Genomic DNA, 17,411 nt, shown 5'->3' with positions numbered 1-17,411 from the left:
TGCTAAGCCCCCTTCATGTTTCGTTTAAGCCAACGCAGGCGATTGGCATTGCTAACCACGGTGAGAGATGAAAGAGCCATTGCCGCTCCCGCGATAACTGGATTCAGCAGTATTCCCCAAAACGGATACAAAACACCTGCGGCGATTGGAACCCCCGCAGCGTTATAGATGAATGCTCCAAATAGGTTTTGCTTAATATTTTTGAGCGTTGCTTTACTGATATTAATGGCGTCAGCGAGGCCGTGCAAAGAGCCTTGCATCAGTGCTATATCCGCGCTTTCGATTGCTATATCGGTTCCTGTACCAATAGCAAAACCAACATCAGCTTGTGCTAAGGCTGGAGCATCGTTAATCCCATCTCCAGTCATTCCTACAACCTCAAAGGCTTGCTGTAGCTTTTGAACTTCATGTGCTTTTCCTTCTGGCAGAACTTCAGCGAATACTTCATCAATTCCGACTTGAGAAGCTATCGCTTGAGCTGTGTGCTGGTTATCACCAGTAATCATGATGACCCTAAGACCGCTATTTTTAAGGCTCTGAATTGCGCTTAGAGAATCAGCTTTTACTGGGTCTGAAATTGCGATTAAGGCTTCTAATTTTCCATCTATCGCAACGAATAACGGGGTCTTGGCCTGTTGTGCAATTTCTTTGGTTGCTATCGCATGGGCCTCATACTCGATGGAAAATCGATTCATCAGCTTATCGTTGCCAATCAGAATATGTTTACCGTCAGACTTGGCACTCACGCCATGCCCATCAATTGAGTCAAACTGATCGACCGGGCTTAAAGAAAGCTCTTTTTCTTGAGCGGCGCTCAATATCGCCTCGGCAATAGGGTGCTCTGAACCTGACTCAACGCTTGCCAATAGAGTTAAAACCTGCGATTCCTCCAAGTCACCTAACAATTTGAGATCCGTCACTTGCGGTTTGCCTTCGGTGATGGTTCCGGTTTTATCCAATACCATGGTGGTTAATTGTGAGGCTGTTTGCAGTGCTTCGCCGTTGCGGATCAAAACGCCGGACTCTGCTGCTTTGCCAACGCCAACCATAACCGACATTGGAGTTGCTAGACCCAATGCGCAGGGGCAGGCAATGATAAGCACAGTTGTAGCGGAGATAATGGCTAGACTCAGTGCTCCATCCGGCCCCCAATTGAGCCAAGCAAGCGCAGAGACGATTGAGATGATCATGATGGCAGGCACGAAATACGATGAGATCGAGTCGGCAAGTCGACCAATTGAAGGCTTAGAGGCTTGAGCTTGCTTAACCATGTGAATGATTCGCGCAAGAGCGGTTTCTTTACCAACGTGCGTCGCTTGAAAAACAAGCGTCCCATTTTTGTTAATAGTGCCTGCAGATACGCGATCGCCCGACTCCTTGCTGACAGGCATCGGCTCGCCGGTCAGCATGGACTCATCAATAGAAGATCTTCCGTCTATGATTTTCCCATCGACCGGAATCTTCTCTCCTGGCCTAATGCGGATCAGATCGCCAGCCAAAACATGCTCTATGGGAATATCTAGCTCTAGCTCATTGCGCAAGACCCTTGCTGTTTTAGCTTGCAAGCCGATCAACTTTTTAATCGCAGAAGAGGCCGAGCCTCTAGCTTTGAGCTCTAGTGCCAGGCCCACGTTGATTAGACCAATGATCATGGCTGAAGCTTCGAAATAAACATGGCGCGCAGCCAACGGAATAGCGTCAGGGAAGAGCACAACAACCATGGAATAAAGCCAAGCCGTTCCTGTCCCCAATGCTATTAGGGTATCCATACTTGCCGTATGATTGAGGAGCGATTTCCATGCACCTACAAAAAAGTGTTTGCCAGAGGCGAAAAGAACTCCTCCGGTCGCTAGCCCAATCAGCAACCAAATGAACTGCTGGTTCTGAGTTTGAATCGACATATCACCACCGAGCAGTCCATAAAGCATCAGAGGGAAACCAAGCCCTAGGGCCAGGATTGCATGTCGCCAACGGCTGCGGTACGTAGATATGTCTTGTTGCTCCTGCGCTGATTGAGAATCTAACAAATTATCTTCATCGAATTTCTTGGCTTGGTAACCGATTTGTTCAATGGTTGATATAAGCCGCTCTGCGCTAGCATTTCCGGTTACGGCAACTGTTCGGTCTGCAAAGTTCATTTGGGCATTGCTGACACCCTCGATTTGAATAAGGGCTTGTTCAATTTTACTGACACAACTGGCACATTTAGCCCCAGTGACCGATAACCAAATTTCACCGTTGGGCGTCGAACCCGCTTTAGGCCGGCTTGGAGATAAGGACATTACAACTCCTCCTTAGATGAACAGCAGTTGGACTTTGAGCTGCTAGTTTGACAACAGTCGCGGCCCTGAGACGCCGTTTTGATGAAAACAAGCGCAATTAATGCAACAAGGATTAAAGCGGCGATTGGTACGATACCGGCGCTCAAGTACAGCAAAACAATGGCTACGAGCAGAGCACAAGTGGCAAACATTTTCATATCACGACCTTTATTAATGAGTGTTGCTATTGAATAGCTTAAACCTTACCCTTGCAGTAAGGTCAAGGTTTGAGTCAGTACAATGAAAATTTCCGAAGTGGCAGAAAAAGCAGGGTTGACGGTTAAGGCCGTCAGATATTATGAAAATGTAGGTTTAATCCCAAAGCCAGCTCGACAGCAAAACGGGTATCGAAGCTATGACGATTCAGTGCTTCCGATCCTCAACTTGATTCATCGGTCAAGAGCCGCAGGTTTTTCTGTTGACGAGTGTCGGGAGTTGATTGAGCTGTTCAACAACCCAGCACGTCATAGTGCAGACGTACATGAACTTATTTGCCAAAAAGTTGAAGCTATTGAAAAGCAACAAGCTCAGTTGGAACACATCAAAGAACACTTGATTGCGTTGGCTACTCGATGTGAGAACAATGAGAAATCAACATGCTCAATTTTAGCTTCATTGACCAAGTGAGTGGATTAACATTTCGTTAGAAAAAATTTAAAACTATTATTGACCTTACCCTTAGGGAAGGGTCTAAGATGCATCTTATAACGTTCATTTTAGCAATCCGATCAATGTCACTATTGCGTCTACAAAAATACAACTATCGCACGGCAGCACTTCTGTCTGTGTGGTTTATATTTTGTGTCACGGTGACTTGCTCAAATCTGTTTGCTCATGATGATACCGTTTCTCAAGTCAGCACTTCCGAGCATATGGCTTTCACAGAAGCAAATTCCCATGCGCACCACCAACCCATGACTACGGAAGACCCTGCTGCTTCGGAGCACGGATGCTGTGGTGACAATGCTGATGATTTTTCTATAACCAAACTGGTTAACTCTAAAACAGATAACTTCCAAACGCTTGCCGTTGTTGTTGTATTGGCACTAATGCTATCGCTATTCATCGTGCGACCTAAACCAATCCTTCGACCAAAGCGTCATATAGTACCCACATCGGGATACCCCCCCATCTTCCTGACAATTCAGCGCCTGCTGAATTAGCCACATAGTTCCGAACACCCCAATTAACTGTGCTCTTTGAGTGCAGCACAACCCTATTTGTACATTTAATCATTTGGCTTATAGAGGCCCGTACATGATGAACCCAAATCGTAACTTGCGCCTGTGTGCGCTGGTAGTTGCTTCATTTTTGCCCTTGGCTCACACCTCAGGAGTTTGGGCTGAAGAGACCAAACTATCGTTGGCTAAAGCTGTCAATCTGGCGCTATCTGGCGATATTTGGCAAGAGGGAAACAAACTCAATGGGCAAGCATTTTTGAGTGAGGCGACTGCCGCAAGCTCTTTGCCTGATCCGAGAATAAACATCTCCGCAGCAAATATTCCAACGGACACTTTCAACTTCGACCAAGAAGGTATGACGCAGCTGAAAGTTGGCGTGAGTCAAATGTTTCCCCGAGGGGATACACTGCAGCTGCGACGTGAGCAGGGAAAAGAAAAAAATGAGCTTACGTTAATTGCTGCAAAAGTTCGATCTGCCAAAGTCACTTCACTCGTCAGTCAAATATACCTAGACGCATGGCTAGCTCAACATATTGCAGATTTAATCGAAAACAATCGATATTTGTTCGAGCAATTGGTTGATGTAACCGAAAAAGGGTACACATCTGCTGCAGGCAACACTCGCCAGCAGGACTTAATTAGAGCCGACTTGGAGCTGGCTCGTTTAGATGAGCGCGTATTAAGAATTCGACAACAATTCGACACTAGCCTCCAGTTGCTATTGGAATGGTTACCACCTGAAGCAATAGCAAATGCGCTAACGATCGACGCGCCTGAAATCGAACCACTGGCTGTATTCAAAGCTGGAGAATTAAGTGCGTTGACACGAGTGCTGGCCAAGCATCCAACAGTAAGAGGTATTGAGCAACAACGAGAAATTGCAAATACCGATGTTGAAATAGCTAAGCAAAGTTACAAACCAGAGTGGGGACTGACCGCAAGCTATGGTTATCGTCAAGATGATCCTTACGGCAACAGTCGAGCTGATTTTTTATCAGTAGGGGTCACTTTTGATTTGCCTATTTTCACCGAGTCTCGCCAAGACAAGCAAGTCGATGCTGCTCGCTATCGAGCACTCTCCGTTGAAACCGAACGCCAACTGCTATTGCGAAAGTTGAGCGCCGAATTTGAATCGCTCACTGCTCAAATCAACCGATTAGAACGACGCGAACTTCAATACAGCCAAAAGTTGTTGCAGCAAACCAATCAGCAGGCCGACTCAGCTTTGAATGCTTACACCGCTGATCGCGGAGACTTTGCAGAAGTCATGCGTGCATACATTGCTGTGCTCAACACTCAGATTGAAGCTAGCCAAATTCAAGTCGAGCGTTTGAAAAAGGTTGTGCAGCTCAACTACTTACTAGCCGGTGAAGTTATTTAAGGGAATTTGAATCAATGAATACTTTTGTCAAAACATCACTAACAATAACCGTGGGTGTTGTGTTAGGTGCCGCTGGTTACCATGTGTTGAACCCGACGCCAACTCTTCAACATCAAAGCGCGGCTGATGAACCGCTCTATTGGGTTGCGCCTATGGACCCCAATTACCGAAGAGATCAACCAGGAAAGTCTCCAATGGGAATGGATTTGATTCCTGTTTATGCAGACAGCGAAGGTGCAAATAGTCCCGGAACAGTGACCATTTCTCCCGAAGTTGAAAACAACCTAGGCGTCAGAGTAATCAACGTGAGTCACCAACCTTTCCATTCGGAAATCAACACGGTTGGCTACGTAGGCTTCAACGAGGATGCGCTAATTCACGTTCACCCTCGCGTTGAAGGCTGGCTTGAGACGTTATTCGTCAAAGTTGAAGGTGAGCGAGTGACTCAGGGGGATCCGCTGTTTTCGATCTACTCGCCAGAGCTTGTCAATGCTCAAGAAGAACTTCTTCTTGCTCTAGATAGAAAAAGTACAAAACTCATCAAATCCGCTAAAGAGCGCCTGAGAGCATTGCAGGTTCCCGAATCCCAAATACAAGCTGTTGTTGAGAATAGAGCTGTGTCTCGGACAATAACAATTGTGGCACCTCAATCGGGTGTAGTTGCCAATCTCGATGTGTATGAAGGGTTCTTCGTCAAGCCCGGCAAGACAATTTTGTCAGTGGGGCCTCTGGATGAAGTTTGGGTTACGGCAGAGTTATTCGAAAGACAAGCTAATTTAGTCAATGTGGGTGACAAGGTCTCGATGACATTGGACTACGCGCCAGAGAGTGAGTGGCAAGGGCGTGTCGACTACATCTACCCAATGCTCGATCAAGACAATCGAACTGCCAGAGTTCGTCTCAGGTTTGCTAATAAAAACGAGACGTTAAAACCGAACATGTTTGCTCAAGTCGCTATTCACGCAGATTCTGACAAAGATACCCTGATAGTGCCTCGAGAAGCGCTCATAAGAACAGGCTCGCAAGATCGAGTTGTTCTCGCTATGGGAGAAGGAAAATACAAGTCTGTTGCAGTTCAAGTGGGCCGCATTGACTCGGAGCAAGCGGAGCTGATTGCCGGAGTTCAGCAAGGAGACTCCATCGTCTCTTCCGCACAGTTTTTGCTCGATTCTGAATCCAGCATTAGTTCAGATTTTTTACGGATGTCATCGGCTGATACTGCACTTGCGAAAACTGTTTGGGCTGAAGGTGTTGTGAAGTCGGTTAACCCTATCGATAGAGAAGTAACGGTTGAACACGAGCCTGTTGATGCGTGGCAGTGGCCCGCTATGACAATGAAGTTCGGTGTTGCAGAGGTAGTAGACATTGAATTGCTGACGCCTGACACACATCTGCACTTTGAAATTGCTGAAGCCAACAATGCATACAGCATTCAGGGCATTCACATTATTTCTTCGGGATCAGACCGCTCTTCGACTCCTGGGGGAGAGCATAGCGGCCACCAAGGCATGGATCATAGCCAGCATCAAACCATGGAACACAGCGGCCACGAAGGCATGGATCATAGCCAGCACCAAACCATGGAACACAGTGGGCACGAAGGCATGGATCATAGCCAGCACCAAACCATGGAACACAGTGGGCACGAAGGCATGGAGCATAGCCAGCATCAAACCAAGGAACACAATGGCCACAAAGACATGGATCATAGCCAGCACCAAACCATGGAACACAGCGGACACGAAGCCATGGATCATAGCCAGCATCAAACCAAGGAACACAATGGCCACGAAGGCATGGATCATAGCCAGCATCAAACCATGGAACACAGCGGGCACGAAGGCATGGATCATAGTCAGCATTCAGGTTCTGCTTCTAATTCCAACAAGGCTAAGAGTGGAGAACAGCAATGATTGCTTCCATTATCCGATGGTCGATTTACAACCGGTTCATGGTACTGCTCATGACGCTTATATTAGTGGTGGGAGGACTATGGGCAGTCAAGCAAACACCGATCGACGCGATTCCTGATCTCTCTGATGTTCAGGTCATCATTAAAACGTCATACCCAGGACAAGCACCGCAGGTTGTTGAAGAGCAAGTTACCTACCCATTGACAACCGCCATGCTGTCGGTACCTGGTGCTGAAACTGTGAGAGGCTTTTCGTTTTTTGGGGACTCATATGTATACGTGATCTTTGACGATGATACCGATTTGTATTGGGCCAGAAGTAGAGTTTTAGAATACTTGAGTCAAGTTGCTCCGAGCTTACCAAGTACCGCTAAGCCGCAACTTGGCCCTGACGCAACAGGTGTGGGCTGGGTTTACATCTACTCGCTAATAGACCGCTCCGGCCAGCGTGATTTATCACAACTTCGCTCCATCCAAGACTGGTTTCTAAAGTATGAGCTACAGACTGTTGCTGGGGTCTCTGAAGTAGCAACTGTCGGCGGCATGGTCAAGCAGTACCAGGTCAAAGTTGACCCCGATAAGCTCCGCGCCTTTGGTATTCCCCTTAGCCTGATTCAAACCGCTATTCAACGAGGAAACCAGGAGGTTGGCGCTTCGGTTATCGAGAATTCAGAAGCTGAGTATATGGTTCGGGCGACCGGATATATTCAAAGCATTGACGACTTAAACAACATTCCGTTGGGCGTTAATCAGCAAGGTACTCCACTGCTTTTAAGAGATGTTGCAGATATTCAATTAGGGCCACAAATGCGACGTGGGGTTGCTGAGCTGAATGGCGAAGGGGAAACGGTCGGTGGTGTCATTGTGATGCGCTTTGGCGAGAATGCACAAAAAACAATTGAGGCCGTTAAAAGTCGTTTAGAGCAACTCAAGCCCAGCCTACCCCAAGGTGTAGAGATAGTGCCTGTTTATGATCGATCTGGGTTAATAGAGCGAGCGGTGGACAACCTTTGGCACAAGCTACTGGAAGAATTCATTGTTGTCGCATTGGTTTGCCTGATCTTTCTCTTTCATGTGCGCTCGTCATTGGTGGGCATTATTACTATCCCAGTGGGCATATTGGCCGCTTTTGTTGTGATGCATTTACAGGGCTTGAATGCCAACATCATGTCGTTAGGAGGCATTGCCATTGCAATTGGCGCAATGGTCGATGGCGCGATCGTGATGATTGAAAACATGCACAAACACATGGAAAAAGAGAAGGTGACAGATGAGAACCGTTGGCAAGTTGTCTCCAAGGCTGCAATTGAAGTTGGCCCGTCACTATTCTTTTCGCTATTGATTATTACCGTTAGCTTTCTTCCGGTATTTACTCTTGAAGCGCAAGAGGGGCGGATGTTTTCTCCATTGGCCTTTACAAAAACTTACGCAATGGCAGCTTCTGCTGCTCTGGCCATTACCTTGGTTCCGGTACTGATGGGCTATTTCATTCGCGGCAACATTGTTGCTGAGAACAAAAACCCGGTGAACCGTATCCTGATGGCTTTGTATATGCCGCTATTAAACGGCGTACTGAAATACCCCAAATCGACCATTGCAGTTTCGATTTTGATCACTGCTATAGGCTTTTGGCCGGTCAATAAAATTGGCACGGAATTCATTCCTCCTCTGGATGAAGGCGATCTAATGTACATGCCAACCACTTACGCGGGGGTCTCGATTGGCAAAGCAAGAGAGCTGCTACAGCAAACCGATAAACTGATTCGAACTATTCCCGAAGTTCAGAATGTCTTTGGTAAGGTTGGCCGTGCTGATACTGCTACAGATCCTGCTCCTTTGACGATGGTTGAAACCTTTATTCAGTTGAAACCGAAAGAAGAGTGGCGAGAAGGAGTAACAACCGATGTTCTTAAACAAGAGCTCGATAGCTTAGTTCAGTTCCCTGGGTTAACAAATGCATGGGTCATGCCCATCAAAACTCGCATCGATATGTTAGCGACAGGCATTAAGACACCTGTTGGCATTAAAATCGCGGGACCAGAACTAAATACAATCCAAACCATTGGGCAACAATTAGAACAAATACTTAAAGATGTGCCTGGCACCGCATCTGCTTATTCCGAGCGGGTCGCGGGAGGGCGCTATATCAAGGTTGATATTGATAGGGCGCAGGCTGCTCGCTATGGATTAAACATTGCTGATGTGCAACAAGTCGTAGCGACAGCAATCGGCGGGATGAACGTGACTCAAACCGTTGAAGGACTTGAGCGTTACCCGGTCAATTTGCGCTACCCCCAAACCTATCGTGATTCACCAGAGAGCATTGCTCTGCTGCCGATCGTAACTCCGTCTAATCAACGGATTGCTCTGAGTGATGTTGCCGATGTTTATATCGAAGATGGCCCTCCAGGAATCAAAAGTGAAAATGCCCGACTGAATGGCTGGACCTACGTTGACTTGGAAGATGTAGATATTGGTAGCTATGTCGAGCAGGCAAGTGAAATTGTTGCCTCAGAGCTTGCTCTACCTCCGGGCTACTCGATTACTTGGTCCGGCCAATATGAGTACATGCTTCGGGCTAAAGAGAAGCTCTCCTATGTGATTCCATTAACACTGGCGATCATTGTGGTACTGCTTTATTTGAGCCACCGTCGGTTTAGTGACGTGCTGATCATCATGGGGACGCTTCCGTTGGCTTTGATTGGCGGGATCTGGTTGATTTATTGGCAAGGGTTTAATTTTTCGGTTGCCGTTGGCGTTGGGTTCATTGCTTTGGCTGGGGTTGCTGTGGAAACGAGTGTGCTAATGCTGCTCTACCTTCGGCACGCTTTCGATGACTGGCTTGATGAATGTCAGCAAGCAGAAAAACCAATTACGTTAAGCGGACTGAAGGATGCAGTGATCGAAGGCGCGGCATTACGTTTACGCCCCAAAGTAATGACTGCAGCCACTATTATCGTCGGCCTATTACCCATCATGTACGGAACAGGAACTGGTTCCGAAGTCATGCAACGCATTGCTGCCCCAATGGTTGGCGGCATGGTCTCTTCCATCTTACTTACGCTATTGCTTGTGCCTGCTGTGTACTACCTGTGGTGCAAACAGACAATCAAACCTTATTTGAAAGGAAAATAAAGTGAAAAAATTAACTCTACAAAACATTCTATTCGCAGCATTCTTTGCTACAGCTTCCATTTCTTGGAGCCTTAATGCTGCCGAAACATCTATGGCGAAACACTCCGAGATGAATGGTATGGATCACAGCCAACATCAAAGCATGCACCAAGAGCAGACAAAGTGTCCTCACCACGACTCTGGCGACTGCACACATGAAGACAAAAAACAGTGTCCTCACCTAGAACAAGGAACAGCCCACTCAGGGGCAGAGGAGCACAAGCAGTGCCCACATCGAAAAAGTGAACATAACCAACATCAGGGCATGGATCATAGTCACCATCAGAGTATGGATCATAGCGAGCATCACCGGATGTCGAGCAAGAATAGCGGAGAGTGAAAATGAAAAAGTTAGCTTTAGTAGCAAGTATCTTGCTCAGTATCGGGGCTGCCACTGCATCTGAGACGATTGAAGTGTACAAGTCTGAATATTGCGGCTGCTGTCAGAAGTGGGTGGACTACATGCAACAGCAAGGTTTTGAATTGAATGTTGTTATTCAAAACAATCTTAGCAAGTTAAAGGAGCAAGCCGGAGTGACACCAGCGGCAGCTTCTTGCCATACCGCTTTTGTTGGTGGTTATTTTATTGAAGGTCACGTTCCCGCTAAAGATGTTCAGCGATTGTTGGATGAGCGCCCAAATATTAAAGGCATCGCAGTGCCCGGCATGCCGATGGGCTCACCTGGAATGGAAGGGAATCGTAAAGATGCTTACAGCGTGATTGCTGTTCATCACGATGGACAAACTTCGCAGTTTAGTCATTACCATTGATAGCCAAGAGGCGGCTTCTTGTCGCCTCTTTAGTCACATATTGCGACTCGGTTATTCGTCAGCTCAACTGTGTTTGAAGCTTGTTTGGACAGGCCCATTGCTATTTTCGAGGACGTTCACATGAAATATAGCGTTCACTCCTTAGCGGTGAGGAGCCACAGAGCGGAAGCACCGAACTGGAACGTATGATGATGAGTACCTTGATGTATGGCAACTACGGTAGGCTTGCTAGTTGTAAAGCCAAGTTACTTACCCCGATTTTATTGCTTGGTCTGCTATCCGCGATGAGCTTTTTAAGCTCCTGTGCTGAACCCTTCTCGTTCCCCAAAATAGCTCAACATGATGGCATGCAAAAGATAGGCTGCCATTCAGTAAAAGTGCGATCCGCCGAACGGACTGATTGTTGTGAATTGTCAAGTTGCAGGGCTGCGCAGGCTCTAGAGTCGCAATCAAAGCGAAAATTTGATGTTGCTCATAGTGACTCCAGCATGCAACTGCTGCGAAATTTTGAGCGGCAAAGGAGATATGCCTGCTCGCAGATAAGGCCAAGCGCCCAACGTAAGGCGCCTATTTTTCTCTTGTTTGAAGTGTTTAGAGAATAGAGATTCTTAGCCCATATAACTTTCCGTATAAGACTCGAACTCACTCAAATAGAGAATCTCACCATGAAAATTTTTGTTAAAAAACTCATTGTTGCCTTGTTACTAACGGCTCCTTCAATGGCTGTAATGGCCGACGATACTTCTGTATCTATGTATCAACACCAAGAAAAGATGCATCAGACGATAAAGTCAATGAATTCGTTATTAGAAAAGACTCTGGTGAATGGCACCACAGTTCCAAATCAAGGGGTTATGAAGGAACACCGAGAGGCAATGGCAACGGGTATTGAGCAATTGACTGAAATGGTCCGCGCAAAGCGCATAGCCAATGCTGAATGTTTAGAGCGGCAAACAGCAGATGAGCAGACCTGTTATCAATTAGAAAGCCACCAGGATACTCAATTGATTATGGTGGTGGCGCTGCTTGAACATTTGTTGGTGCGTCAGAACATATTGGAGCAACACGTTATTGATGTGAAATCTACGGCAGCTCACTAGCTCTGACTTCGGAGCATGAGGGGAAGAGACCCTCTTGCTCCGTTCATTAGCTAGTTTGAGTTAGTGTGTAATGCCTTCGAATCTTAATTACCGATATGGTTAAGCAATGATTAGAGTCATAAGAGTAATCCACAAGTGGTTGATGGTAGTTGTGGGAGCACAGTTTCTGTTGTGGGCCATCAGTGGCTTATACATGGTGCTGATGAATATTCACTATGTTCATGGTGAATTTCTTTCAGTCGACTCTAGGGAAGAACTAATCGGGAGGGAGGTAAATTATTCGTTTGATTCTTTAGTTAGAGACAACCCTAAAGCTATCAATGTCGAGCTAACAATGAGCTCAGGGCATCCTATCTATCGATTTGTAACTCCCCAAGGTCACGGAGCTGCGGTGGATGCAAATACTGGTGAAAGAATTCCTCCAGTTAAAGAACATCAAGCAAGGCAGATTGCGAAATACAGTTACGCAGGTAATGACGAAATCAGTCACGTAAAACTCATATCAGATGCGTCTCTTAAGCCTTCAGAAATATCTGCTAGACACCTTCCTGTATGGCAAGTGACATTTGATCACTATTCGGCTCCGACTTTTTATGTCAATGAATATACTGGCGAAATTGTGACTAAGCGCCATACCCCATGGAGAATTTTTGATTGGATGTGGCGGCTTCACATTATGGATTACACCGAAGGAGAAAATGTTTCAAATTTGTTGTTCATCTTAAGCGCAACTACGGCCTTAGCAGCAGGATTGACTGGCATCATATTATTGGTATTGCGGTTGCGATCTGACTTCGCCAAGGAGGCTTTATGAGCCTCCTTGGCTTCACTAAGTCGATACATAAATGGGTTTCTATCGCTGTAGGGTTCCAAATAATGATTTGGATAGGAACCGGAGGCTACTTTGCTCTAGTCGACCATCATGTAGCGGGAGGAAATGCCAGTAAAACTTCGGTTAACCACCAAGGAGTTAAAACAAGGCCACTTATACCGTGGATGAACTTAACTGGGCAAAGTGCTGAGAGCGTAAAACTACTGTGGATATTGGAGCAGCCTTACTATCAGGTTATACATACGAAACCCGAACATCGTTACCAGAAGCATTATGTGCAACTCTTCAATGCCTATTCTGGAGAGCCTTTTGTTCTAACAGAACCTTTTGTAAAAAAGATAGCAAATCGTTCCTACACCGGAACTGCAAATGTTATTGCTGTGTCTTTGGTAAAGCCTCCTGTTCGCGAGTTGCCGAGAGAAGAAAATGCTGTTTGGAAGGTATCATTCGATGATCCCAGTCACACCAATGTTTACATTGATAAAAATTATGGACGAGTCATCAGCCATATTGACGATGATCGGCGCTTGCGTGATCTTATGTTTAGGCTGCACTTCATGGATTATGGAAATTCAGGAAGTTTCAATCATTGGCTCATAGTTTCGGCTGCTGGATTGACATTAACTCTATCGGTTACAGGGATCGTCTGGCTCATCGCTTTATTTAAAAGCGGACTGCTAAGAGTCCCTCTTGCTAAAAATAGAAAGCAATTATCTGTTCGGCATTTAGCTTCAGGTACGACTTCAGATTTAGCCTTACCCAAAGCAGATACGATTTTGCACGGGTTGGCTGAGGCAGGAGTATTTCTTCCATCTCGTTGCGGCGGAGGGGGAACATGCGGGGCATGCAAGTTTAAGTCGAGTAAAAACCTTCCCCAAACAACGGCAGATCAAGATCTCCTCTCGCCAGAGCAACTAAATCGAGGATACAGGCTTGCATGCCAACATTTTGTTTCGGGCATAGAACAGATAGAAATTGATGCCCCTCAAGAGGTTCAGACCTATGAGTTAACAACGGTGGAGACCAAGTTTGTTACACCATTTATAAAGGAGATAAAATTTACCGCTGCTGGAGGAAAGAGAGTTCCATACCGCGCTGGGGCGTATATGAGCTTTATCATTCCTGGCGGTACAAATTTCATCAGACCTAAGGATTTGCCTCAACACTATGAGAGATATTGGCAACAGATTCCTAGTGGTACATTCACTCATCAAGGAGGTGTGCGGCATTATTCGTTGGCAACCTATGACTCGCTCGATAACAAGCTGATATTCAATGTTAGGTGGCAACTTCATGAGTCAGCAGCAGGCTTGGGTTCCAGCTATTTGGGAGCTCTTAATGTCGGGGATAAAGTTATCGCAAGCGGTCCATTTTCTGATTTTTTTGCGTCTGAGAATGAAGTGGTTCGAAGAGTTTTAATTGGAGCGGGGTCGGGATTGGCACCATTGAGAGCAATAATTTGGGAGCAGGTTGAGCTCGGTTCTGATCGTCATGAAACCTGGCTCATTCAAGGCGCAAGAAATGAAGATGAACTTGCTTACAATGAAGAATTCGAAACATTATCGGAAGAGATGGGTAACTTTTTTTATCTACCCACTCTGTCAAGTCCTTCCTGTAATTGGGAGGGAAAGCAAGGTTACGTTCAGCAGGTCATCTTAGGGCAAATCAAACATTGGCTAAATGGGGAGGTTACTGAATTTTATTTATGTGGCCCAAGTAAGATGATGATAGAGGTTGAGAATATCCTCATCAATAGTGGCGTTCCCTCTGAGCTAATATTCAAAGATGACTTCAGTTCGGGTCGATAACCCTTGGTACAGCATTTCAGCGGTTGTGATGATTATACGCAATGAGCCTTGAGTCACAGGGTAATTGCAGTATCAGCAGTTGAGTTTACAAAACCTTACAGAGTTAGTGGTTATTATGCTCTATACCTAGATGTGTACTCTCTGTAAGGCAAATGAAAATGAACAGGTTAGCCCTTGCGATAATCGTAGGTATGCTCGCTATTTCTATTGCCCCGCAAGTCGATAGCCGAGGTTACGGTGGCAGGCAACAACAACCGGAGTTTATCGACATTGATACGAATAACGATGGTTTCATTTCCAAAGAAGAGTTCGAAACTTTTCATTCAGTTCGTCAATTAAGGCGAGTTGGTCAAGCGAAGTTACAAAGAAATGCTGCCGACTCTTCGAAAATATTCGAGCAATACGATTTAGACCAAGATGGTTTCATCAGTGCAGAAGAGTTTCTAGCTCGGCCCCCCTGTCGACGCTCGACTTAGTTTCATAGGCTCTAGGTTTTACTCTATTCAGATGAGCGAACTTATAAAGTTCTCCATAACTGGGGTAGATACAGAATGAATTTGAATCGTTTAAGGCCATATACGGCGGTTATTTTGGCTTTCTCGTTTACTGTGCTGATGGTGACTGGGCTGATCCTATTTGTTGCTCCTCATGGCCCCGGCTCAAGTCAGTGGGCTTGGATTGGTTTGACGAAGCATCAATACAAAGATATCCATTTGTATTTGGGTTTCATAAGCATTGCCTTGGTTTTATTTCATGTCGTGCTTAACAAGAAGCCGTTGACCAAATACCTAGCCGGAAAAAATGAGAATTGGGGAAACCCAGTACTATGGGCAATAGCGGTCATTGTCGCAGTTGTCTCGTTTGTTGTTTTTAGTTGAAGTGATTCAAACAAACTCCAAGTTTAGAAACGATGCACAGTACCAAAATTTTCTGGCTCAATTTGTTCTTGCCTTAAAGAAAACAAGAAATAAAAGCCTCCACCAACGTGCTAGCAGGTCTAGCACGGAAGTGCCCCATTCCTTCTCAGGGGCAAGATGTGAGAAGGATACTTTTTCTAATCCATAACGTGCCAAAGGCGTTGAGCTAGCTCATTGACCTGAAGTCGATACATCTGTAGCAGAGGACGTTAGTTTGGAAATCCGAGCTAAGTGCTTCAGATTAAGCTCCAAACTTGTCGAAAGAGTATTGCTTTGATAAATTCACCTCTCTTGTTGGGTCAGTTTATGGATTTGTCGTCTGGTGTTTCGTAAGTTTTTTGTATCGCTGCTGACTCTACTGGTTGTTCTACAATCAGGATTGGCTATTGCGTACACTTATGAGCCGCATCAATCAGATTTAGAACACTACCAAACAAACCATTCTCATCAACATGCCGAGGGTGCTGGTGTTTCAGTTGGACATATTGAAACAGCCTCCCATGCCGAAAACATCGATCAACCCGCAAATGATTGCCACCAATGTGGACATTGCCACGGCCATACATCAGCAGCTCTTGTTGTTCTTATTCCTACAGCCCCGTATCTACCCTCAGTGGAAACGCCTGTCGATTTTTTGCCTAGCCAAACAAATTACTTACCTATCCCGTTGTTCCGTCCTCCAATAGCGTAATCGACTCTTTCATTTTTTAAGCTCGCAGAGGCAACGTGCCTCTGTGTATCTAACGATATTCAATGTTTGGTCGAAACAATGACAAATCTTTTTTTGAAGCGCCTGACTGGCGCAATAAGGTGCTTTCCGCTTGGCGTAGTCTGTGCCTCATTTCTTCAATCACAAGCACTAGCTGGCGACTGGAATAGCTGGTTAGCCACGCAGATTAATCAGCACCCTGATGTACTTGAAGCAAAGGAGCGTTGGCAGGGGGTGAATGCCAATGCTGAAGCAATGGGTCAGCCTATTTACAACCCCGCACTGTCTGTTGGGGCGGATCGCAATGGCGATGAAAACAATTATGTGGTGGGTTTAGAGCAAACTATTGACCTTTGGGATAGAAGGTCGGTGAATACCAAGCAGGCCGCATACCTAAAAACAGCGGCTATGCACATGTACAAGCAGCAAGTACTGAATAAAACTGCGGAGGTTGTTGCGGCCTTAGTTGAATGGAAAACCGCGAGCCAGGCTGCCGATATTGCTCAATCACAGAAGGTGCAGCTCACTTCATTACTTCAATTGGTCGATGCTCAGCAAAAGACTGGCGATATCGGGGCTGTTGATGCGCAGCTAACATTGTTGTCGTTATCGCAGCAAATCGCCCAAGTCGCAGATATTGAGGCAAACTTGGTTCGGGCCGAGGTTCAACTTCAGGAGCTTCTGCCCGAATGGTCACAATCAAGAGGTGGTCTTCCCGACGACTTTTGGCCATCCTCAATTGTCGAAGCTACCGACGAAAATCTTAGTCAATACCCACTGGTCGCAAGCTCTGAAGCAATGTGGCGTTCAAAAATAGAGCATGCTGAATCTGTTCGTCGGGCGGCGAAACCCGATCCCACATTTGGCATAAATGCTGGCCGGGATGGTGGCGATAGCTTAGTTGGGCTCACAGTATCCGTTCCACTTCATGTGCGAAATAACTTTGATGCAGAGAGTCGTGAGGCACAAAGCCTAGAACTTGAAGCTGAAGCGCAATGGATAGCGACCTTTCGTAAACAGCGAGTTAATTGGCGGGCTGCACGTAGCAGTTGGCAACGATATGAGTACCACCTTAACTCTTGGCAGTCTCTACTAGGCAATAGAGTCAACAACAGCGAACAACTGTTAGAGCGTCAATGGAAAAGTGGCGACCTCTCAACCCCCAATTATTTATTAGCTTTAAACCAGCGCACAGAGAGTCTATTGGCAGGTATCGAGCTTGAAAAACAAGCATTGCTTGCATTAACAGAAGCACTCTACCAATCCGGGCAATTGGCCACTCTCATTCAACCGATGAACTAAGCG

15 protein-coding genes are annotated in these 17,411 nt (G+C 46.1%); 14 read left to right on the top strand and 1 reads right to left on the bottom strand.

Annotated elements, in window-relative coordinates:
• Positions 1-2: 2 nt before the first annotated feature.
• A complete protein-coding gene (locus tag K0504_RS07815) occupies positions 3-2,282 on the bottom strand; it encodes a heavy metal translocating P-type ATPase (RefSeq protein ID WP_220103623.1) in 2,280 nt (759 codons plus the stop codon).
• 279 nt (positions 2,283-2,561) lie between these two features.
• Here K0504_RS07815 and K0504_RS07810 point away from each other — a divergent pair, with 279 nt between their 5' ends.
• The 14 genes from K0504_RS07810 (at position 2,562) to K0504_RS07745 (ending at position 17,408) form a co-directional block, all read left to right on the top strand.
• Complete coding sequence (locus K0504_RS07810) at positions 2,562-2,948, top strand: MerR family DNA-binding protein (RefSeq protein ID WP_220103622.1); 387 nt, start codon at positions 2,562-2,564, stop codon at positions 2,946-2,948.
• Between the two features lie 104 nt (positions 2,949-3,052).
• Positions 3,053-3,484, top strand: a complete 432-nt coding sequence (locus K0504_RS07805) for a hypothetical protein (RefSeq protein ID WP_220103621.1) — start codon at positions 3,053-3,055, stop codon at positions 3,482-3,484.
• A 94-nt stretch (positions 3,485-3,578) separates the two neighbouring features.
• On the top strand, positions 3,579-4,883 hold the full coding sequence (locus K0504_RS07800; RefSeq protein WP_220103620.1) for a TolC family protein: 1,305 nt from the start codon (positions 3,579-3,581) through the stop codon (positions 4,881-4,883).
• Positions 4,884-4,897: 14 nt separating this feature from the next.
• Positions 4,898-6,796, top strand: a complete 1,899-nt coding sequence (locus K0504_RS07795) for an efflux RND transporter periplasmic adaptor subunit (RefSeq protein WP_220103619.1) — start codon at positions 4,898-4,900, stop codon at positions 6,794-6,796.
• Entirely contained in the window at positions 6,793-9,930 is a 3,138-nt protein-coding gene (locus K0504_RS07790) for an efflux RND transporter permease subunit (protein ID WP_220103618.1), read from the top strand. Before K0504_RS07795 ends, K0504_RS07790 begins: the two co-directional genes overlap by 4 nt.
• Before the next feature lies 1 nt (position 9,931).
• A complete protein-coding gene (locus tag K0504_RS07785) occupies positions 9,932-10,309 on the top strand; it encodes a hypothetical protein (RefSeq protein WP_220103617.1) in 378 nt (125 codons plus the stop codon).
• Positions 10,310-10,311: 2 nt separating this feature from the next.
• Entirely contained in the window at positions 10,312-10,740 is a 429-nt protein-coding gene (locus K0504_RS07780; protein ID WP_191143673.1) for a DUF411 domain-containing protein, read from the top strand.
• Between the two features lie 665 nt (positions 10,741-11,405).
• The gene (locus K0504_RS07775) at positions 11,406-11,840 is read left to right on the top strand and encodes a hypothetical protein (protein WP_220103616.1); all 435 of its coding nucleotides are present in this window, start codon (positions 11,406-11,408) and stop codon (positions 11,838-11,840) included.
• A gap of 106 nt (positions 11,841-11,946) precedes the next feature.
• Entirely contained in the window at positions 11,947-12,654 is a 708-nt protein-coding gene (locus K0504_RS07770) for a PepSY domain-containing protein (RefSeq protein ID WP_220103615.1), read from the top strand.
• Positions 12,651-14,480, top strand: a complete 1,830-nt coding sequence (locus K0504_RS07765; protein ID WP_220103614.1) for a 2Fe-2S iron-sulfur cluster-binding protein — start codon at positions 12,651-12,653, stop codon at positions 14,478-14,480. The genes K0504_RS07770 and K0504_RS07765 overlap by 4 nt, the downstream gene beginning before the upstream one ends.
• 158 nt (positions 14,481-14,638) lie before the next feature.
• Positions 14,639-14,956: an EF-hand domain-containing protein gene (locus tag K0504_RS07760; RefSeq protein ID WP_220103613.1), complete on the top strand. Its 318-nt coding sequence runs from the start codon at positions 14,639-14,641 to the stop codon at positions 14,954-14,956.
• A 75-nt stretch (positions 14,957-15,031) separates the two neighbouring features.
• Positions 15,032-15,358, top strand: a complete 327-nt coding sequence (locus K0504_RS07755; RefSeq protein ID WP_220103612.1) for a DUF4405 domain-containing protein — start codon at positions 15,032-15,034, stop codon at positions 15,356-15,358.
• Positions 15,359-15,719: 361 nt separating this feature from the next.
• The gene (locus K0504_RS07750; RefSeq protein ID WP_220103611.1) at positions 15,720-16,088 is read left to right on the top strand and encodes a hypothetical protein; all 369 of its coding nucleotides are present in this window, start codon (positions 15,720-15,722) and stop codon (positions 16,086-16,088) included.
• Between the two features lie 78 nt (positions 16,089-16,166).
• Positions 16,167-17,408, top strand: coding sequence for a TolC family protein (locus K0504_RS07745; protein ID WP_220103610.1), 1,242 nt, complete (start codon positions 16,167-16,169; stop codon positions 17,406-17,408).
• Positions 17,409-17,411: the final 3 nt, after the last annotated feature.

Source organism: Neiella holothuriorum, assembly GCF_019457915.1.
In the GTDB taxonomy this organism is placed as follows: Bacteria; Pseudomonadota; Gammaproteobacteria; order Enterobacterales; family Neiellaceae; genus Neiella; species Neiella holothuriorum.
This window is presented reverse-complemented; position numbering and strand designations above follow the sequence as displayed.